An 18864-nucleotide genomic window follows, 5' to 3' on the forward strand; every position below is an offset into this window, starting at 1 on the left:
CGCCCGGGCGGGTGCCGGTTGGCCTCCCCAACCGTTATAACGCGTCGTCAGGACGTTGACAACAACGAATGTCGTCCCGATGATGACGTCATGGGCTCGGTGGAGGATCAGGTGTACGGCGACGTCGGCGAGGCGCTGGACCGGGTGCGCGAGGTGGTCCGGCGGGACCTCGGCGAGCTCGACGTACCCGAGGTGGTCACGGCGCTGACCCTGCTGCACCAGCTCCGTTCGGAGCTGAGCGGCTGGGAGCCGGAGCTGATCGGCCGGGCTCGGGAGCTGGGCGCGAGCTGGGCGGAGCTCGCTCCGGCGCTCGGCGTGGCCAGCCGGCAGGCCGCGGAGCGCCGGTACCTGCGGCTACGGCCGTCCGAGAAGGGCGGCGCGACCGGCGAGCAGCGGGTACGCGCGGTCCGGGACCAGCGGGCCGGCGACCGCGCCGTCGGCCAGTGGGCCAGGGACAACTCGGCGACGTTGCGTGGACTCGCCGGCGAGGTGGGTGCGGTGCGCGGACTCTCCCCCGCCGGCCAACGCTCGACCAGGGCAGTGCACCGGGCGCTCGCCGCGGACGACGCGACCGCGCTGCTGCCGCCCCTCGCGGAGGCCCGCCGGCACCTGGCCGAGAGCCACCCCGAGCTCGCCGAGCGGATCGACAGCCTGAGCGACGAGGTCGACCAGCTGCGGCGGAGCGCCACCACCCGGCGCCGCGGCCGGTGAGGACGGTCGCCGCCGAGGTGAACCGCGACGCGGGTGGCCCGGATGCCCGGGCCACCGGCACGCCGTGGTTCGCCGGCCGGGGTGCGGCCGGCACGCCGCACCGGGCGAGCGCGGTCGGCTCCGCCCGCGCGGCGTCACCTCCCCCGGACCCCCAGGACCGGGGGAGGTGACTTCCACCGAAGTGGATCTACGAAGCGCCCATCCGCTTCACACGAGTGGAGCCAGCCATGTTTGGAGCCTAGACTGGAGTCACGTAGGTTTCAACTGGCAAAGAACGCATCGCCCGTGCGGCCGTTTCCCTGAGTGGAAGCTCGCCGACGATCTATGGGGAGGTCGCGATGGTTGAGCAGGGAAGACAGGGCCGCGCACTGGCCGACAAACTCAATCACCTGTTCGTCTACAAGACACCGCGTGACGGGCAGGAGTACAGCAACGAGCAGGTCGCCAACGCCATCTCCGCCCAGGGCGACGTGAAGATCTCGCAGAGCTACATCTGGCAGCTCCGCAAGGGCAAGAAGGACAACCCGACGTTCAAGCACCTGCAGGCGCTGGCCGCGTTCTTCGGCGTCCCGGTGAGCTACTTCTTCGACGACGAGGTCACCGACCGCGTCGACCAGCAGCTCCAGGCGCTGAAGTCGGAGCAGCGACGGCTCAACGAGATCGCGGCCAGCAGCGAGGCGCAGCTCATGGCCATGCGGGCCGGCGAGCTGTCGCCGAGCCGGCGGCGCCTGGTGATGGAGCTGCTCGACGTCGTGTACCGGGAGGAGCAGGCCGGCAGGTCCGACACCGAGGACTAGCACCCGCTCCGGTGGTCCGCACGGCGCGGACACCGGCTACCGTAGTCGGTGCGGTTTGTCCGGAGCGGGCGCTGGGAGTGGTGACCGGTGCGAGAGCGGGAGTTGCGCCGCCGGTGCCGGCGGTTGCTGAACGAGCTGGACATACGTCCACCGCTCGACGTGGTCGAGCTGTGCCGGAAGGTCGGCGAGCAGCGCGGTCGGCCGATCCGGCTGATGGCGCACCCGATTCCGGTACCGGGGCCGTTCGGAGTGTGGATCGCGACGAAGACCGTGGACTACATCCTCTACCAGCAGGAGACCAGTAGGTCCCACCAGTGCCACATCATCCTGCACGAGCTCGGTCACATCATCGCCGGCCACCGCAGTGACCAGGACGACGACGCGCTGATGAGCGAGCTCTACCCGGACGTGAAGCCGGCCACGCTCCGCGAGAGGTACCCGGACCTGGACACCGACGCCGTGCGCCGCGCGCTGCGCCGCACCTCCTACGACACCGACCAGGAACGCGAGGCGGAGACCGTCGCGACGATCATCCTGGAGTGGGCGTCGGTGCTCGACCGGGTGGCGCCGGAGACGTCGGCCGAGGCCGCGGCGCAGCGCATGGAGACGGCGCTCGGCGATCGGCTGGGCTGGCTGTGAGCTCCACCACTCCCGCGGTCGTCATGACCGCCGCGCAGGGCGCGCTGCTCTACGCCGCCCTGTTGTGGAAGCTCTACCAGCTGGTTCGGGCGCCGCGGGACGTGCCGCTGCGAATGGTGACCCTGTGCCTGGCCTGCGCGGCCGCCGCGTTCCCGTTCGGCATCGCGGCCGGCAACGTCGTGCAGCCGGACACCGGGCCGATGCCGCTCACCTATGCCCAGTACGCGCTGCTGGCGCTGGTGGTCTACATGCTGGTCTGCTTCTTCCTGTTCGCCGAGGGGACCAGCCCGCGGGCGGTGTCCGCCGCCCGGCGGCAGGGAGCCGTGGTGGTGGCCGCGCTGGTGGTGATGACGGCCGCCGCGCTGACCGTCCCGCTCGACCTGCCACCGGAGGAGTACCCGGCCGGCAACGTCGCGGTGTTCTACCTCGCCGCCAACGCCTACCTCGGCTTCGGGCTGGCCAGCGCGTTCGTCGGGGCGCGGAGGTACGCCCGCGGGGCGCAGCCGCGGCTGGCCCGCGGCCTGCTGCTGGCCTCGGCCGGCATGGTGCTGATGGTGCTCGGCACGGCGGTGCTGCTGGTGGTCAACGGCGCCACCTGGGCCGGAGCGACCGTGCCGGCGGCGCTGTTCCCCGCGGTGACGTTCACGTTGCTGCCGGGGATCCTGCTGTTCATCGTGGGCGTCAGCTATCCCGGCGTGGCCACCCGGCTCGCCGCGGCGCGGGTGTGGCTGCAGCATCTGCGCATGTACCACCGGCTGGCGCCGCTGTGGCGGGAGCTGAACGCGGCCTTCCCGGAGGACGCGCTGCACCGGGTGCCCGGCCCGGCGTGGCGGGACGCGCTCAACCCGTTCGCGATGAACCGGCGCTACTACCGGCGGGTCATCGAGTGCCGGGACGGGCTGGTGCGGCTCAGCCCGTACCTGCCCGGCGACGAGCCAGCCACCGATCCGGTGGAGCTGGCCCATCGGCTGCGGGCGGCGCTGCGCTCGCGGGCCGAGGGGCGGGCGGTGCGGCCGCGGGCCGTCGCACTGGCGGTGCCGATGAGTGACGCGCTGGAGGACGACGTCCGAGAGCTGGCCGCGCTGTCCCGGGCGCTACGGACGGCGTGATCGGGGACCATGACGCACGCACTGATCATCGGCGGGGGCATCGCGGGACCGGTGACCGCGATGGCGCTGCGGAAGGCCGGCCTTTCCGCCACGGTGTACGAGGCGTACCCGACCGGGGCCGACGACGTCGGCGCGTTCCTGACGATCATGAGCAACGGGCTCGACGCGCTGCGCGCGGTGGACCTGCACGAGCTCGTGCTGGAGCACTCGTTCCGGGCCCGCAGGGTGGAGTTCCTCAGCGGCAGCGGCAAGCGGCTCGGTGAGATGCCGCTGACCGGCGAGGAGTCCGGCCGAATCGGACCGAGGACGTTGAAGCGGGCCACGCTCTACCGGGTGCTGCACGACGAGCTGCGCCGGCGCGGGATCCCGATCGAGCACGGCCGGCGGCTGGTCGACGCGGGGAGCACGCCCGGCGGTGGGGTGGTGGCGACGTTCGCCGACGGCGGCACGGCCGAGGGCGACCTGCTGGTCGGCGCGGACGGTATCCACTCGGCCACGCGGGCACTCGTCGACCCGGCGGCGCCGCGGCCCCGGTACACCGGGCTGCACTCGGTGTACGGCTACACCCGCGACACCACGCACACCGCCGAGCCGAACACCTACCGGATGATCTACGGCAAGCGGGCGTTCTTCGGCTACACCACCGACCCCGACGGGGAGACCTGGTGGTTCGCCAACACGCCGGGACCGGAGCGCGACAGGGCGAGCACCACCGCCGCGCAGTGGCGGGAGTTCGCGGCCGGGTTGTTCACCCGCGACCGGACGCCGGCGGCGGAGATCATCCGGTCCAGCGGCGAGGACGTGATCGGCAGCAACGCCTACGACCTGCCGTCCGTGCCGGCGTGGCATCGGGACGGAATGCTCGTGGTGGGGGACGCCGCGCACGCCGCGTCGCCGAACGCCGGGCAGGGTGCGTCGATGGCCGCCGAGGACGGCGTGGTGCTGGCGCAGTGCCTGCGCGACCTGCCCGACGTGCCGAGCGCGTTCCGAGCCTACGAGCGGCTGCGCCGGGAGCGGGTGGAGCGGCTGGTGGCGGCCAGCGCCAGGATGGGCGACAACAAGATGCCGGGGCTGGTGAAGCGGTTGGTGCGGGACGCGCTGATGCCGCGGATGCTGGCCAGGGGCGGGTCGGACAGCGCCGCGTGGTTGACCCGGCACCACATCGAGTGGTCCGAGCCGGTCTCCTAGGTCTCCTTCTCAGGTCTCCTTCCGCCAGACGTAGGCGGCCGAGACGGGGTGGTGACGGAACCGGGCCCACTTGGGCTTCACCGCGAGCCACGCGTCGTCGACGACGCCCTCGCGCAGCTCGGCCAGCCGCCAGCCGGCCGCGAGCGCGGCGGTGACGTGGTCACTGACCAGGTGGACGTGGGTGGCGATCGCGATCGGCTCGCCGGCGGCGTTGGTGTAGTGGGTGGGCATGCCGGCGACCATGATGAACTGCGGGTGGAACGCGACCAGGGCGAGGACCGCCTTGGGCGCGGCGATTCGCCATGCCTCGCGGTAGAGCGGGCGCAGGTCGGGGAGGTGCTCGTCGATCAGCGAGGCGACCAGCAGGTCGTAGCGGCTGGCGGGCAGGCCGGTGGCGGTGACGTCGGCCTCGACGAGGCGGTCGTGCGCGCCACGGCCACGGGCGGCGGCGAGCATCTCCGGGGTGAGGTCGACGCCGTCGATGGCGGGCACGCCCTTGCCCCGCAGCCAGGCGCCGGTGCGACCGGTGCCGCAGCCGAGGTCCACGGCGTGGGTGGCGTCGGCCCAGGCCGGCTCGGCGAGCCGCTCGAGGAGCGCGATGTCCATCGTGTCCTCGACGGTCCGCTCGTAGGTGGCGACCCACTCGCCGTAACCGGTGCGGACGTCGACGGTCGGGTAGCCGCGGGCGTCGAAGTGATCGAACTGCACCCGGCCAGTATGGGAACGCCGACGGGGACGGCCAACCGGTTTACCCGCCCGGCCCCCTCCGGCCGGCGGTGGGCTGGGTCCGCGACCAGGTGTGGTCGCCGGCCGGGGAGGAGTGGGCGTTACTTGCAACCTCCGCAGCAGCCGCACCCGGGGCCACTGCAGGACGCGCAACAACCGCAACCGGCCATCGGAACCACCATCTCCTTCATTCGCGGGCATACCGCCTTCCCACGGTAGGTACGGCATTCGGTGCCGCACACCGCTTCCCGAGTGACACATGTCGAATTCACTACATGACTGTCTGTGATCGGCGGGCTCGTCCTGTTCGAGGTTCAGCCGAGGGAACGCCAGGACGAAACGCCGAGAAGCTGGTCGACGCCGGCATCCTGACCGAGGTGGAAACGCTTGGCCGCACTCGTCGGTTCGTCGCGGTGGAGATCGTCCGAACGCTCAGCAGCGAGTCGTGAACCACGACAGAGCCGCGAGGGGAAGGCCAACCGAGCCCGACGACCGGCCAAGGCACGAGAAAGGCCCGAGCCGTGTCGACTCGGGCCTTCTACGGAAGCTCTGAGAGAGTGGCCAGGGCCGGGGTCGAACCGGCGACCTTCCGCTTTTCAGGCGGACGCTCGTACCAACTGAGCTACCTGGCCGGAAACGCCGGCAAGGAGCCGAACGCTCTGGCGACCCTGACGGGACTCGAACCCGCGACCTTCGCCGTGACAGGGCGACGCGCTAACCAACTGCGCCACAGGGCCTTGCTTGTACCGCGCACTCCCAACGGGATTCGAACCCGCGTTGCCGCCTTGAAAGGGCGGAGTCCTAGGCCGCTAGACGATGGGAGCCCAGTCGGATCGGCATGCCGGTCGACCGCGCCCTCCAGGTCCCCCTGGGAGCGAACACAAGCATAGGGCACGCCCCGCGGGCACTTCAAAACGGGTACCCCTCACCTGTTTGGATCCCCTCCCACCAGGGCAGACACCTCGACATGTTCGACGGCTTCACTCTCACCCACATCAACGTCGGCGAGGTGACCCTGCGGGTCCGCCACGGCGGGCACGGCCCCGCCGTCCTGCTGCTGCACGGCCACCCGCGCACGCACACCACCTGGCACCGGGTCGCGCCGCTGCTCGCCCGCGACCACACCGTCGTCTGCCCCGACCTGCGCGGCTACGGCAAGTCGACCAAGCCGCCCACCACGTCCGACCACGCGCCGTACGGCAAGCGCGCCATGGCCGGCGACTGCCTTGCCCTCATGCGTGCCCTCGGCCACGACCGGTTCGCCGTCGCCGGTCACGACCGCGGCAGCTACGTGGCCTTCCGGCTCGCCATGGACCACCCCGACGCCGTCCGCGCGCTCGCCGTGCTGGACAGCGTGCCGATCGGCGAGGCCCTCGCCCACTGCGACGCCCGCTTCGCCCGGGCCTGGTACCACTGGTTCTTCTTCGCCCAACCCGACCGGCCCGAGCGGGTCATCAACGCCGACCCGGACGCCTGGTACGACGTCGCCACCAAGAACAGCCCGGAACGGCTCGGTGCCGAGAACTTCGCCGACTTCCACCGCGCCATCCACGACCCCGCGACCGTGCGCGCGATGCTCGAGGACTACCGCGCCGGCCTCGGAGTCGACCGCGCCCACGACGACGCCGACAAGGCCACCGGCCGCCGCCTCCACTGCCCCCTGCTCGCCCTGTGGTCACTGCGCGACGACCTCGGCGACCTGTACGACGACATCGGCGCCATCTGGCGCGAGTGGGCCGACGACGTCCGCACCGGGACCATCGACAGCGGGCACCACATGGCCGAGGAGGCTCCCGACGAGCTGGCCGCCGCGCTCCGCGCCTTCCTCCGGACCACCAAAGAGGACACGTTCACCGAGCGAGAACCCAGCTGGTAATCGATTGTCTGCCAGCAGAATGGCAAGCTACCTTTTCCCGTACTGCCCAGGTGCACAACCAGGGGTGCGCACCTGGGCAGTGCCCTGCACGGGAACCGCCCGCGTGCGCCAGCCCCGAGACCTCCCGACGGTCCCGCCCGATGCCACCGAGACCCGCTGGTGGCATTGAGCGCTCCCCGACCGCGCGGGCTCCACCCTTCTCGCGCAGCGGTGCCCGAGGGGCTTCGGCGGCGGACGTCAGCGCTGCACCGGGCAGTCGCCGTCCTCGTCCGGCACCAGGCCCAGCATGTCCAGCAGCGTCGAGCAGTCCTCGACACCCGTGGCGCCCCGCGCCACCGCCAACCGAGCCCGACGCACCTGGTCGTCCGAGATCCGTGAGGCGTCCGCGGCACCCGACCGCTGCGCCGGCACCCCGCCCGCGTACCCGCCGGGCCCCTCGGCCTCGTACCGCAGGAGGAACTGTCGAACTTCGAGAGAACCGCTCATGACTCCTCCACACGGCTTCCGGGGATCACGTTGGCCGCGAGGCTAGCGAGCGGGCCGAGCCACCCACAGCCCCCCGCAGAGTGAACCTCCCAATACTCAACGTGCACTCGTGCCGCCATCCGGGCGTGGACGCCCCACCGGGGGCACGAACGCCGGATTAACCTCCGGCAACGATGAGATGACAGCTCACGAGGTTTTTTCCGGCCGCCCACTCGCTTAATCCGCCCGTCTCGTGTAACAATCAACGTGCTGACACACCCCCGGTCAGCGCCTGTGGAGATCCCCTCCGGCCCCCGCGTTCCTCCCCCTGGCGCGGGGGCCTCTCCATTGGTGCTCGACGCCTTTGGCGTCTTCGCACCCTCGTGTCTCGATGTGGGGGGCCGAGCCCCCCACACCCCCCACGGTGCGAGCTCCTCGCCTTGGGCGAGCGCTGGTGACGTTGGTCGTGAACCAGCGATGTGCTTGGTCGCTTCGCTCGCTGCGCTCGCTCGCTGGTTCCGCCCGTGGGGGTGGTGGGCGGGCCGGCTGCGTTGGCTGCGGGGTGTGCGGGGGTTGGCTTTGGGACTTCTCGGGCGCTTCGCTCGCTGCGCTCGCTTGCTGGGGCCACGCGTGGGGTTGGGGGGGCTCGCTGGGCTCGCTGGGTGGGTTGGCTGCGGGGTGTGGGTGCTTGGGCTTGGTGTCTTCTTGGTCGCTTCGCTCGCTGCGCTCGCTCGCTGGTGGTGCGCGGCGGGAGCGGTGGGCGGCTGGGTGTGAGTCCTACGTTCGGGTCGGCCAGATCTTCGTTCGGGAGCGCGAGGTTCGTGTTCGGGTTGGCGAGTTCGTTCGGGTCGGGAAGGGCCGCGCTCGCCAGCGTGGGCGCTGGCTGCGGGGCCGAGGTGGGCATGGGTGCGGATGTGGTGCGCAAGGTCGCCTTCGGCTCGCTCAGGGGTGGCTGCAGCCGTTTACGCGCCAGGTCGGGACACGCCCAATCGGGCGCGGGGCACCATCGCACCCGGGTCGGGGCACGCCCCACCCCACGGGTTGCAAGCTCCAGCCATTCCCCCTCCCCACCCCGATCCGAAGCCGCCTTGCGGTCGGGGGTGGCGTGTCAAGGCACTCTTTCCCGCCTTGACACGACGCCCCCGACCGTCAACCCAATCGGGCTTCGGGGTGGGGACCCACCTGGGACGTGGGGGACCACACACCTGGGACGGGGTGGGACCGCACACCCGACAGCGCGGGCAACCTGGCGCGGGCCGAGGCAGCGACGGGCTTTCGGGTGGGACCAGTGGCCGGCTCCGGGGCACTGCGGTGGCGGACTCCCGGATGCGGCCCGCGTACCCAGCTCGCGGCACTGCGACGGCAAACTCCCGGACGGGGTTCGCGTGCCCGGCTCGCGGCGCTGGGCGGCGGACTCCCGGACCGGGCGCGCGTGCCCCGAAGCCCCGCCGCCCACGTGTTGCCTCCGAGCGCGGCGACACGTGGCGCCCCGAGCCCGGGAAGTTGTCCCCATCCACCGGTAGTGATCCACAGATTTCGCGCAGCCCGTCCCAACACCCCCACCGGCGATACGCTGGATCAGCCGCGGGCCCCAGGGGTGGGCGGGCCGTGAGCCGGGACGGGTTCGTCACTGTCCGCGAAGTCGTGGTGTGCTCAGGGGAGTTGGTTGCCCTCCGGGTGGAGTAATGGAGGCACCGGGATCGCGACACGCCGTGTGGGTCGGGTCACATGCGCTGGCTCGTCGAAACCGAACCGTTATCGTATGCCTGTGCCTCTTCCCTCCCTGAGTCGACGCAGCAGCCGGTCCTCCGCCAAGAGCGCGGGCCAGGGCCGCCACCGCGACGCCAAGGACATCGAGCCCACGGTCGACGACCACGAGCTCACCAGCTACCTCGCCGCGCTCGCCCCCGACTCCGACCCGGAGAGCACCGGCAGCGGCCGCCGCTTCGGCGACGCGCAGGTCTACCAGCTCCGGCTCAACCTCATCGCCAGCGAGCAGCTCAAGGAGATCGCCCGCGAGCGCGACACCTCCCCGCAGGCGCTCGCCCAGGAATGGATCCTCGAGCGCCTCTCCTGGGAGGCCCAGGCATCCGCCCAGCAGCGGCACACCGCGCGGCGTCGGCAGCGCGACGACGAGCCGCGCACCGAGGAGCACTTCTTCGACCAGCGCTGGCCCCAGCCGGTTGGCAACGGGCACTGACCGTCCGCGCACCGACCCTCGCACCGCCGGCCCGCCACACCCACCCGGCCCCGAGACCGACGCGCGTGGGGCGCCGAACGACAACCCGGCCGCCGGTACCAGCGGGGCACCAGAACGCCGAAAGGCCCCCGGTGCGGGCACCGGGGGCCTGACGTCAGCAGTCGGTAGCGGCTACAGCGCGCGAACCTTCTGCGCCTGCGGGCCCTTCTGGCCCTGGCCGACCTCGAACTCGACGCGCTGGTTCTCCTCGAGGGTGCGGAAGCCGCGGCCCTCGATCTCGGAGTAGTGCACGAACACGTCGCCCTCGCCACCGTCCTGGGCGATGAAGCCGAAGCCCTTCTCGGCGTTGAACCACTTCACAGTGCCTTGCGCCACCGTCTTTACTCCTCGTTACAGATCCGCATGGCCGCCGCCGAAGCGCCGGCCGGGCCGTCCCGGGCGGTTCCAACGAGTCGAGCAAAGAGCACGCTTTCGGCTCCGGCCCGCGTCAGAAGTTCCGCGAGTGTGAAGCCACGAACACGCAAAACGACGGCCTGACGGCAGCCTACCGGGAAACCCCCGAATCTGACCCCTCCATCCAACCGGTTGGACCAACGAGAAGAAGCCGCCCACTCAGTGTGACCTGAGTCACCCGCACGGTGGCCAACGCCGTCACCCGGTCGGGCGTCAACTGGACGGAACTGGGGAGAAGAGGCATTCGGGGTTCACCGTGACACACAAGGACATCGCGGGCCGGCGGGCAGGACCCGTCGCCCTGCTCGCACTGGCACTGGTCGCCGTGCTCGGGCTCGCCGCCTGCGGCGGCACCGAGTCGGGCGACAACGACCGCGAGTCGGACAGACCACCCGCCGCGGCGGTGGTCGCCCAGCCCGCCGACGGCAGCACCGGGGTGGCCCCGGCCGAGCCGGCGCGGGTGTCGATCACCGACGGCACGATCCAGCAGGTCGCGCTCACCAACCCCGACGGCAAGGCCGTGGAGGGCCAGCTGAGCGAGGACAAGCGCAGCTGGGCCACCACCGAGCCGCTCGGTTACGGCAAGACCTACACCTGGTCGGGCACCGCCGTCGACGCCGACGGCGGCACCGTCCCCATCGCCGGCTCGTTCACCACCGTCACACCGAGGCAGCAGCTGCGCGCCACGGCGAACGTGGGCGACCACGAGACCTACGGCGTCGCCATGCCGGTCGCCATCACCTTCCGCGACGGCGCCAACAACGCGGTGCCGGTCAAGAACAAGGCCGCGGTGGAGAAGGCACTCTCGGTGACCGCCACGCCGAACACGGAGGGCTCGTGGGCCTGGCTGCACAACGACACCTCGGTGCACTGGCGGCCCAAGGAGTACTGGCAGCCGCACACCGAGGTCCACGTCGAGGCGAAGCTGTACGGCGTGGAGCTCGCCGACGGCGTGTACGGCAAGAACGACCTGACCGTCGACTTCACCATCGGCCGGTCGCAGATCGTCAAGGGCAACACCCAGACCCACCGGATGGTCGTCATCCGGGACGGCAAGCAGGTCGCCGACTACCCGGTGAGCTACGGCCTGGACTCCGACCCCGGTCGGGTGACTCGCAGCGGCGTCCACGTGGTGATGTCCAAGCACCCGACCTACTTCATGAACAACCCGGGCTATGGCTACGAGGACTTCGAGGTGCAGTGGGCGGTGCGGATCTCCAACAACGGCGAGTTCACCCACGCCGCCCCGTGGTCGGTCGGCGACCAGGGCAGGCGCAACGTCTCGCACGGCTGCCTGAACCTCGCACCGCGGAACGCCAAGGAGTACTTCGACAGCGCGATGGTCGGCGACCCGGTGGAGATCGAGGGCAGCTCGCAGCGGCTGGGACCGAAGGACGGCGACTACCTCGACTGGACCTACTCCTGGCAGGAGTGGACCGCCATGTCGGCGCTCAACGGCTGAACCTGGTGAGCGCTTGTTCACCTCGGCCGCTTCGGACGAACCGCCTCGGTTAGCGTGAACGGGTGACGAAACAGGCACAACCGTGGCCGCCGGCCGGCGCCGAGCCGGCGCCCGCGCACCCCAAGGCCCCCGGCCCCGGCAGCGAGCTGGGGGTGCACTTCACCGAGTGCTTCGGCTGCGGTGACGAGCTGGAGGGCGGGCTGCACCTGCGCTCGACCGTCGCGGACGGGCTCACCGTGCGCTCCCGGTTCACCGTCACCAAGAACCACCAGGGCGCTCCCGGCCTCGCCCACGGCGGGCTGCTGGCCTGCGCGTTCGACGAGGCGCTCGGCACGACCGTCGGCAACCTGCTGCGCCGGCCGGCCGTCACCGGGCGGTTGGAGACCGACTTCCGCCGGCCGGTGCCGGTCGGCTCGACCCTGCACATCGAGGCCAGGGTGGACGGCGTTGGCGGGCGCAAGATCTACGCCAGCGCGGACGGCCGGCTCGACGCCGAGGACGGGCCGGTGGCGGTGCGGGCCCGCGGGCTGTTCGTGATGGTCGGCCTCGAACACTTCACCTCCCACGGTGACCCCGACGCGATCGAGAAGTTCCGCGAGCAGGGCCGGCCGGTGCGGGAGGACTGGGACATCAACCCGTAGCCCATGTTCCTGGTCGTCCTCAGCAGCCTGGTCGCGCTGCTTCACCTCTACCTGTGGCGCCGGCTGGTCCTGGACACCACCCGGCCAGGGCCGGCGCGGAGGGTCGGGACGGTCGCGCTCGTGCTGGCGGTCGCGGTGATGTTCGCCGCGCTGGCACTGGGCACCCGCACCGACCCGGCGGTCGCCCGCTGGTTCGCCTGGCCCGGCTACCTCTGGCTGGCCGTGTTCTTCTACCTCCTGCTGATCCTGCTGGTGCTCGAGGTTCCCCGGCTCGCGCTGCGCAGCTGGGTCCGCGCGGAGCCGGAGCCGACCGGGCCCGGCCTCAGCCGCCGGACGCTGCTCGCCCGGGGCTCGGCCGCCGTCGCCGGGGTGGCCGCCGCCGGGCTGGTCGGCTACGGCACCGCCGTGGCGATGGGCCCGCCGACCGTCACCCGCGCCCCGATCGCCCTGCGCCGGCTGGACCCCCGGGTCGCCGGTTTCCGGATCGCGCTGCTCAGCGACATCCACCTCGGCCCGATCATCGGCCGGGACCTCACCCGACGGATCGTGGAGATCGTCAACGCCGAGCGACCAGACGCGGTCGCGATCGTCGGCGACCTCGTGGACGGCAGCGTGGCCGACCTGGCCGACGCCGCGGCGCCGCTGGCGGACCTGCGCAGCACGCACGGCACGTTCTTCGTCACCGGCAACCACGAGTACTACAGCGGCTATGCCCAGTGGGTCGAGCACGTGCGGACCCTCGGCATCACCCCGCTGCGCAACGCGCACACCGTCGTCACCCACCACGGCGGGCGGTTCGTGCTGGCCGGGGTCAACGACGCCACCGCGTACCAGTGGCAGGACCCGGCCGACGTGGGCGCGGCCCTGCGCGGGCGCGACCCCGAGCTGCCCGCGGTGCTGCTCGCCCACCAGCCGGTGGACGTCGAGGACGCGGTGCGGCACGGCGTGGACCTGCAGCTGTCCGGGCACACCCACGGCGGCCAGCTCGCGCCGTTCGACCTCGCCGTGCGCCTGCAGCAGGGCGTGGTGGGCGGGCACTACTCCTACGGCGACACGCAGCTCTACGTCACCAGGGGCGCCGGCTTCTGGGGCCCTCCGGTGCGGGTCGGCGCCCCACCGGAGATCACCGTGGTCGAGCTGCGGCCGCTCAGGTGAGCGTGCGCGGCCGCACCGCGTTGGCCCGGTCCACCAGGTCGATCCTGGCGTCGGTGTCGTCGGCGAGCCGGGCCAGCTCCCGATAGCGGCGCTCCAGGCCGAACCGCAGGTCCCGCTCGACCAGCTCGCGGCCGAGCACCCTGGCGCCGGGGTGCTGCCGCGAGCCACCGGCACGCACCCAGTGCAGCGCGACGTCGAGCACCTCCGCGGACAGCCGGGCTCGCCGCTCGGGGTCCAGCGTCAGCCGCTCGAGCCGCTCGGACGCCTCGACCAGGTCGCGTTCGGACAGCGCGGCCAGCTCCCTGCCGTCGTCGCCCACCCTGACCTTGATCTTGATGGCGGCCACCTGCGCGGCCACGTGGTGGGTGGACGACGGGGGGATCGACTCCAGCACCTCGATCGCCCCGGCCCGGGCACCCTGCGCCAGGTACACCCGCGCGAGGCCGAACGCGGCGCTGACGTAGGAGTGGTCGGTGCGCCACACCAGCTCGTAGAACCGCGACGCGGCGAAGTAGTCGCCGTTGGTCTCCGCGCTCACCGCCAGCGCCAGCTTCGGCGCGATCTCCCCGGGCAGCTCGTCGTACACCGCGTCGAACGCGGCCCGCGCCACCCGCGGCCGGCCGCCGGCCAGCTCGATTAGCCCGCGGTACCAGTCGATCCGCCAGTCGTGCGGGAAGCCGGCCTTGATCGCCAGGTACTGCGCGGCCTGCAGCTGCCGGTTGGCCTCGGCGAGCTCGCCGAGCTCGATGCGCGCCCGGACGATGCGCAGCCGCACCTCGATGGACTCGCGCGGCGCGCCGGACAGCGCCTCGATCGCGGTGCGCGGGTCGGTGGCCACCGTGGTGGCCAGCACGCCGGCGGCGGCGTCGGTGGTGTCCACCTGCGGGATGGGCAACCCGGCGATCACCTCGGCCGGATCGGGCAGCGGCACCCGCTGGCCGGGCTCGGGCACGACCATGTCCACGCCGAACGTCCGGGTCTCCGGGCCGAACACCGTGGACGCGCCGGGGCGGGGCTTGCCGGTGCCCAGCGCCATGATCTCCCGCAGCACGCCGGTGAGCTGGTCGGCCATGTCCTCGGCGGAGATGAACCGGCGGTCCGGGTCGGCGTGGGTGGCCCGCTTGAGGAACCGGTGGTAGGAGCCGAACAGCGCGAACAGCGGCACCTCGTCCGGGCCGGGCAGCGACGCCTTGTACGTGTTCGTGTAGCCGGTGAACTCGAACGACAGCACGGCCAGCGTGCGGCCCACCGTGTAGAGGTCGGAGGCCACCGAGGCGCCCCGCTTGGCCAGCTCGGGGGCGCTGTAGCCGGTGGTGAAGAACAGCGGGCTCTCGTAGTCGTCCATCCGGCGCACGGCACCGAGGTCGATCAGCTTCAACTGCTCGTGGGTCTGGATCACGTTGTCCGGCTTGAGGTCGCAGTAGAGCAGGCCCTGGCCGTGCAGGTACCCCAGCGCCGGCAGGATCTCCAGCCCGTAGGCGATGACCTGGCCGATCGGCAGCGGCTCGATCCGTCCGGTGGCGCGGTGGTGCTCCAGCGCGAGCTGGCGCAGCGACCGACCGCCGACGTACTCCATGACGATGTAGCCGACCAGGTTCCCGGTGTCCGGGTCGGGGTGCTGGACGAAGTTGTAGATCTTGACGATGTTCGGGTGCTCGACCTCGGCGAGGAACCGCGTCTCGTTCATCGCGGCGGCCAGCGCCGTGGCGTCCCCGGTGTCGATCAGTCCCTTGAGGACCACCCAGCGGTCGCTGACGTTGTGGTCCTGGGCGAGGTAGATCCAGCCCAACCCGCCGTAGGCGAGGGCGCCGAGCACCTCGTACTGCCCGCCGACGATCTCGTGCGGGCGCAGCTTCGGCACGAACGAGTACGGGGTGCCGCACTTGTCGCACACGCCCTGCGGATCGCCGGGCTTGCCGTCCCGGGTGCGGCCGACCTTGGCGCCGCAGTTGCCACAGAACCGCTTCTCCTCGGCGACGACCGGGTTGGCGAGCACCGCCTCCGTGGGGTCCCGGTAGGGCACCGGTGGGACCTCCACCAGCCCGGCGCCGAGTCGCCCGCGGCGCGACCGGCGGGAGGAGGTCCGCCGGGACGTGCCGGGGAAGGCTCCCGAGCCGGTCCGCTCGCCCGTACCGGTGCCGGTTCCCGGGCCGGTGCCGCGGTCGGAGCCGGGATGCATGCCGTCGCTGGTGCTCCGCGGCAGCACGCTCGCGGTGCCGGGGTCGGGCAGCGGCACGTCCTCGCTCGGCTCCGGGCGCGGGGGCGGCGGGGTGATGGTCTGGGTGTGCGGCGCCGGCATCGCGAGCACGCTGGTGGCCTGCGGCTCGGCCGGGTGTGCCGGCTGGTGGCGAGCGGGACGCTGCTCCCCGGGGCGGGAAGGGGCGCCGCCTTGGTCGGGCGGCTGTCCGCCGGCCGCCGGCCGCGCGGGGCTCGGCTCGGCGGGCCGTTGCCCCGAACCGGCCTCCGGCGGTCGGGCGGGCTGGCCGGATGGCTCACCTGGGCGCGGGCCGGTTCCCGGCCCCACCGACCAGTCCGGCGCCGGCTGGTCCGGGGGCCGGGCGGAGGTCGCGCCCGAGCCCGGGTGGACGGGCGGCTGACCGGTCGCCGGCGGCGCCGGCGGCGCGGGCGACCGGGGCGCGGAGCCTGACCCTGCCTCGGCGGGCGGGCGCCCCGCTCCCGCGTCGGACCGCTGGCCGGGTCCCGGGTCAGCCGGTGGAGTGGGCCGCTGGGCGCCGGCCTGCTCGGCCGGTGGCGAGGCGGGCCGGGACGCGTCCGGGGGCTGCCACACCTGGGGCTGCTGCTGCCGGGGTGCCGGGCCGAGCACGCCGGGCGGCTGGGTCCAGCCGCTGCCGGTCTCCTCCTCGAACGGGCCCTCCCCGTCCGGCGTGGCGTGCCGGGGGCGGCGTGGTTCGTCCGTCACTGCTTCCTCCCAGCCGGGTGCGGGACGTGTGGCGGTGCCGTGGGGCGCACGGCGGTCACCGGTAGGTCGGCGCCGGCGGGGTCGCCGGCCCGAGCCGCGGCGCGAGCCAGGTGTCGTAGCTGCGCTGCCATGTTCCCGCACGCACCTCCTCGAGCACCGCGTTGACGAACCGCACCATGTCCTCGTCGCCCTTCGGGATGCCGATACCGTAGGGCTCCTGGGTGAACTTCTCCCCCACGATCTTCGTGGTCGGGTCCTGCTGGGCCATGCCGGCGAGGATGGTGTCGTCGGTGGAGATCGCCGCCACCTGGCCCTGCTGCAGCAGCACCAGGCAGTCCGACCAGTCGTCCACCTGCACCGGCACCGGTTTGGCCGGCGAGCGAGCGATGTTCTTCAGCGAGGTGGACCCGCGGCTGGCGCACACCCGCTGCCCCCCGAGGTCGGCGAGGCTGCCGACGTCGGAGTTCTCGTGCACCAGCACCCGCTGACCGGCGATGTAGTACACGGAGGAGAAGTTGACCTTCTTCAGCCGCTCGCAGTTGATCGTGTAGGTGCGCACGACGATGTCGACCTCGCGGTTCTCCAGCATCGGCTCGCGCTGCGCGGAGGTGATCGCTCGGAAACGGATCTTCTCCGGGTCACCGAAGATGGCCCTGGCCACCTCCTTGGCGATGTCGACGTCGAAGCCCTCGAGCTTGCCGGTGGTCGGGTTGCGGAAGCCGAACAGGAAGGTGTTCTGGTCCACCCCGGCGATCAGATGACCCCGCTTGCGGATCTTGTCCATAGTGGATCCGGCGGGAATGCCGGGCTGGGGCGGAAGGCTCGCCGTGGCGTCGCAGTCCTCCGCCGCCGTGCCGGACACGTCCACTGTGGCCACTCCAGCGTTGGGCGGCATCGGCCGCTGCACCGACCCGACCGGCGCCGGGTCCACCGGAGCGCCCGGCGAGCCGCAGCCCGCGACGACCAGGCCCAGCGCGGCGAGCACCGCCGCCGTTCGCAACCTCATCGGTACTCCCGAAGCCGTTCCCGAATGCCCATGGTGGCGCCCAGCGCCGCGACCACCGCCAGCACCGCGAAGCCCGGTGCGAGCAGGGTCAGCGCGCGGGAGCCGTTGGTGGTGTCGTCGAGGAAGCCCTGCCGGCCCACCGCGATCGCCTCGGCCAGGCTCGCGTCGAGCCGGGAGAACGCGGCCGCGGCACTGGCCGGGTCCTGGACGTCGATCGCCAGCGCGACGGCCTCGGCGTGGTCGCCGGTCTCGTCCCGCTCGCGGACCTCGCTGTGCGCGGCCAGCCACGCGGCCGCGCTCTCCGCGGCGTCCTCCACCGGCTCGGCCAACGCGGACCCAGCGGCCCGCTCGCCCGCCTCGCCGAGCAGGCCGCCGCGGCCGTCCGGTCCGGTGAGCTCCTCCGCGAGCCGGGCGAACTCCTGCTCGTACTCCGCGCCGCCCCCGCGGGCGACCAGGGTGAGCGTCTCGTCGGCGCGGGCCTGCAGCGCGGCGATCCTGGCGCGGACCAGCACGTCCACCTGCTCGGTGCCGTCCTCCGCCCCGTCGTCCACCAGCACGCTCTGCACGGTCATCGCGACCGCGCTCCACAGGATGGCGACGCCGACGGCGACCGTGGCGACGCCGAGGCCGACGTTGAACAGCCGGTTGGTCTTCCTGCGCAGGTACACCTGGGTGTAGAGCAACGCCCCGAGCAGCGCGAGCGACAGGATCGTGACCAGCCACGGGAATCCGGAGGCGTCGTCCTGCTCGGCGGAAAGGCGCTCGGTGTCGACGCGGTAGAGGTCGTGCGCCGCGGGCAGGATGGTCGCGCGCATCAGCTCGGACGCCTCCCGCAGGTAGGACGCGCCGACCGGGAAGCCCTGTCGGTTGTTCGCCCGCGCGGTCTCGACCAGGCCGGTGTAGACGGGTAGCCGCTGGCTGATGACATCGACCTGCTCGGCCGCCTCCGGCACACCGGCGGAGTCCGAGGCGGCCTTGGCCAGCGCGGCGCCGGCCTTGGCGAGGTCGAGCTCGTAGCGCTCGCGCAGCTCCGGCGGCTCGGCGCCGGTGGAGAGGAAGGCGCTGGCGGCGGTGGCGTCGGCGTCGGACAGCGAGCGGTAGACCTCCTGCGCCGCGGCGGCGAGGGGCTCGCGATGGTCGATGAGGCCGTTGATGGTGTCCTTGCGGTCCTGCACGGCGAGGCCGCCGGCCAGCGCGGTGAGCAGGGCGAGCGCGACCAGCCCGACGGCGATCAGGGACAGCCGGCCGGGGGTACGCGCGGCGGAGCGGACGATCTGGCGGTAGGCGTTGGCCGGAAGGTCGAGCAGGCCCGCGAGTCCGGAGCGGGAGTCACGCCGCGGCGCGGGTGGGATGCCGGGCGCTGCGTGCCCGACCGCGTGGCCGGGCCCCGGGCTCCCGGCGCGCGTCGCGGTGCTCGTCATCGTGTCCCTTCCTCCGCTGCTGTGCCAGGGCAGAACGCGCGGGGCGTGCGCCGGCCGCCCGCGCGGCACGTCCTCCCCACCGTCACACCCGGAAG

16 protein-coding genes and 3 tRNA genes are annotated in these 18864 nt (G+C 72.5%); 10 read left to right on the plus strand and 9 right to left on the minus strand.

Annotated features, from left to right (window positions below; translation table 11 throughout):
• Positions 1–90: 90 nt before the first annotated feature.
• The 5 genes from BM051_RS10185 to BM051_RS10205 all read left to right on the plus strand — a co-directional run bounded on the left by BM051_RS10185 (position 91) and on the right by BM051_RS10205 (position 4444).
• The gene (locus tag BM051_RS10185; RefSeq protein ID WP_092529844.1) at positions 91–711 is read left to right on the plus strand and encodes a hypothetical protein; all 621 of its coding nucleotides are present in this window, start codon (positions 91–93) and stop codon (positions 709–711) included.
• 338 nt (positions 712–1049) lie between these two features.
• Entirely contained in the window at positions 1050–1508 is a 459-nt protein-coding gene (locus BM051_RS10190) for a helix-turn-helix domain-containing protein (RefSeq protein WP_092529845.1), read from the plus strand.
• Positions 1509–1595: 87 nt separating this feature from the next.
• On the plus strand, positions 1596–2147 hold the full coding sequence (locus tag BM051_RS10195; RefSeq protein ID WP_092529846.1) for a hypothetical protein: 552 nt from the start codon (positions 1596–1598) through the stop codon (positions 2145–2147).
• A 23-nt stretch (positions 2148–2170) separates the two neighbouring features.
• Complete coding sequence (locus BM051_RS10200) at positions 2171–3256, plus strand: MAB_1171c family putative transporter (RefSeq protein ID WP_092530349.1); 1086 nt, start codon at positions 2171–2173, stop codon at positions 3254–3256.
• Positions 3257–3265: 9 nt separating this feature from the next.
• Positions 3266–4444 (plus strand): FAD-dependent oxidoreductase, encoded by a 1179-nt coding sequence (locus BM051_RS10205; protein WP_092529847.1) that lies wholly within the window; start codon positions 3266–3268, stop codon positions 4442–4444.
• A 9-nt stretch (positions 4445–4453) separates the two neighbouring features.
• Here the strand turns inward: BM051_RS10205 and BM051_RS10210 are convergent, their stop codons facing one another.
• The 4 genes from BM051_RS10210 to BM051_RS10225 form a co-directional block, all read right to left on the minus strand.
• Complete coding sequence (locus tag BM051_RS10210; RefSeq protein WP_208325909.1) at positions 4454–5152, minus strand: class I SAM-dependent DNA methyltransferase; 699 nt, start codon at positions 5150–5152, stop codon at positions 4454–4456.
• Positions 5153–5728: 576 nt separating this feature from the next.
• Positions 5729–5802, minus strand: a tRNA-Phe gene (locus tag BM051_RS10215).
• Between the two features lie 28 nt (positions 5803–5830).
• A tRNA-Asp gene (locus tag BM051_RS10220) sits at positions 5831–5907 on the minus strand.
• A gap of 14 nt (positions 5908–5921) precedes the next feature.
• Positions 5922–5994 (minus strand) — tRNA-Glu (locus tag BM051_RS10225).
• Positions 5995–6137: 143 nt separating this feature from the next.
• On the opposite strand from BM051_RS10225, the gene BM051_RS10230 reads away from it, so the two are divergent.
• Entirely contained in the window at positions 6138–7046 is a 909-nt protein-coding gene (locus BM051_RS10230) for an alpha/beta fold hydrolase (RefSeq protein ID WP_092529849.1), read from the plus strand.
• Between the two features lie 237 nt (positions 7047–7283).
• Here BM051_RS10230 and BM051_RS10235 read toward each other — a convergent pair whose 3' ends face one another.
• Complete coding sequence (locus BM051_RS10235; protein WP_092529850.1) at positions 7284–7532, minus strand: hypothetical protein; 249 nt, start codon at positions 7530–7532, stop codon at positions 7284–7286.
• Between the two features lie 1747 nt (positions 7533–9279).
• On the opposite strand from BM051_RS10235, the gene BM051_RS10240 reads away from it, so the two are divergent.
• Positions 9280–9711 (plus strand): hypothetical protein, encoded by a 432-nt coding sequence (locus BM051_RS10240; RefSeq protein WP_092530350.1) that lies wholly within the window; start codon positions 9280–9282, stop codon positions 9709–9711.
• Positions 9712–9882: 171 nt separating this feature from the next.
• Here the strand turns inward: BM051_RS10240 and BM051_RS10245 are convergent, their stop codons facing one another.
• Entirely contained in the window at positions 9883–10086 is a 204-nt protein-coding gene (locus BM051_RS10245) for a cold-shock protein (protein ID WP_009156738.1), read from the minus strand.
• Positions 10087–10420: 334 nt separating this feature from the next.
• Here BM051_RS10245 and BM051_RS10250 point away from each other — a divergent pair, with 334 nt between their 5' ends.
• From BM051_RS10250 to BM051_RS10260, 3 genes are all read left to right on the plus strand, one after another.
• Complete coding sequence (locus BM051_RS10250) at positions 10421–11626, plus strand: L,D-transpeptidase (RefSeq protein ID WP_092529851.1); 1206 nt, start codon at positions 10421–10423, stop codon at positions 11624–11626.
• 62 nt (positions 11627–11688) lie between these two features.
• Positions 11689–12267: a PaaI family thioesterase gene (locus BM051_RS10255; protein WP_092529852.1), complete on the plus strand. Its 579-nt coding sequence runs from the start codon at positions 11689–11691 to the stop codon at positions 12265–12267.
• A gap of 3 nt (positions 12268–12270) precedes the next feature.
• Positions 12271–13422 carry a metallophosphoesterase gene (locus BM051_RS10260; RefSeq protein ID WP_092529853.1) on the plus strand — a complete coding sequence of 384 codons (1152 nt, stop codon included), beginning with the start codon at positions 12271–12273 and terminating at the stop codon, positions 13420–13422.
• Here the strand turns inward: BM051_RS10260 and BM051_RS10265 are convergent.
• The 3 genes from BM051_RS10265 to BM051_RS10275 form a co-directional block, all read right to left on the minus strand.
• On the minus strand, positions 13415–15721 hold the full coding sequence (locus BM051_RS10265) for a serine/threonine-protein kinase (protein ID WP_243859493.1): 2307 nt from the start codon (positions 15719–15721) through the stop codon (positions 13415–13417). The genes BM051_RS10260 and BM051_RS10265 overlap by 8 nt on opposite strands.
• Positions 15722–16397: 676 nt before the next feature.
• Positions 16398–17348: a glutamate ABC transporter substrate-binding protein gene (locus BM051_RS10270; RefSeq protein ID WP_092529854.1), complete on the minus strand. Its 951-nt coding sequence runs from the start codon at positions 17346–17348 to the stop codon at positions 16398–16400.
• On the minus strand, positions 17345–18769 hold the full coding sequence (locus BM051_RS10275) for a hypothetical protein (RefSeq protein WP_092529855.1): 1425 nt from the start codon (positions 18767–18769) through the stop codon (positions 17345–17347). Before BM051_RS10275 ends, BM051_RS10270 begins: the two co-directional genes overlap by 4 nt.
• Positions 18770–18864 lie beyond the last annotated feature (95 nt).

It is taken from the genome of Amycolatopsis arida, assembly GCF_900115565.1.
Lineage (GTDB): Bacteria > Actinomycetota > Actinomycetes > Mycobacteriales > Pseudonocardiaceae > Yuhushiella > Yuhushiella arida.

What these genes read in the sequence shown, in the direction of transcription:
- BM051_RS10185 (WP_092529844.1), top strand. Translation starts at nt 91, where the DNA reads ATGGGCTCGGTGGAGGATCAGGTGTACGGCGACGTCGGCGAGGCGCTG.
- BM051_RS10190 (WP_092529845.1), top strand. Translation starts at nt 1,050, where the DNA reads ATGGTTGAGCAGGGAAGACAGGGCCGCGCACTGGCCGACAAACTCAAT.
- BM051_RS10200 (WP_092530349.1), top strand. Translation starts at nt 2,171, where the DNA reads ATGACCGCCGCGCAGGGCGCGCTGCTCTACGCCGCCCTGTTGTGGAAG.
- BM051_RS10205 (WP_092529847.1), top strand. Translation starts at nt 3,266, where the DNA reads ATGACGCACGCACTGATCATCGGCGGGGGCATCGCGGGACCGGTGACC.
- BM051_RS10230 (WP_092529849.1), top strand. Translation starts at nt 6,138, where the DNA reads ATGTTCGACGGCTTCACTCTCACCCACATCAACGTCGGCGAGGTGACC.
- BM051_RS10235 (WP_092529850.1), bottom strand. Translation starts at nt 7,532, where the DNA reads ATGAGCGGTTCTCTCGAAGTTCGACAGTTCCTCCTGCGGTACGAGGCC.
- BM051_RS10260 (WP_092529853.1), top strand. Translation starts at nt 12,271, where the DNA reads ATGTTCCTGGTCGTCCTCAGCAGCCTGGTCGCGCTGCTTCACCTCTAC.
- BM051_RS10265 (WP_243859493.1), bottom strand. Translation starts at nt 15,721, where the DNA reads ATGCCGGCGCCGCACACCCAGACCATCACCCCGCCGCCCCCGCGCCCG.
- BM051_RS10270 (WP_092529854.1), bottom strand. Translation starts at nt 17,348, where the DNA reads ATGAGGTTGCGAACGGCGGCGGTGCTCGCCGCGCTGGGCCTGGTCGTC.
- BM051_RS10275 (WP_092529855.1), bottom strand. Translation starts at nt 18,769, where the DNA reads ATGACGAGCACCGCGACGCGCGCCGGGAGCCCGGGGCCCGGCCACGCG.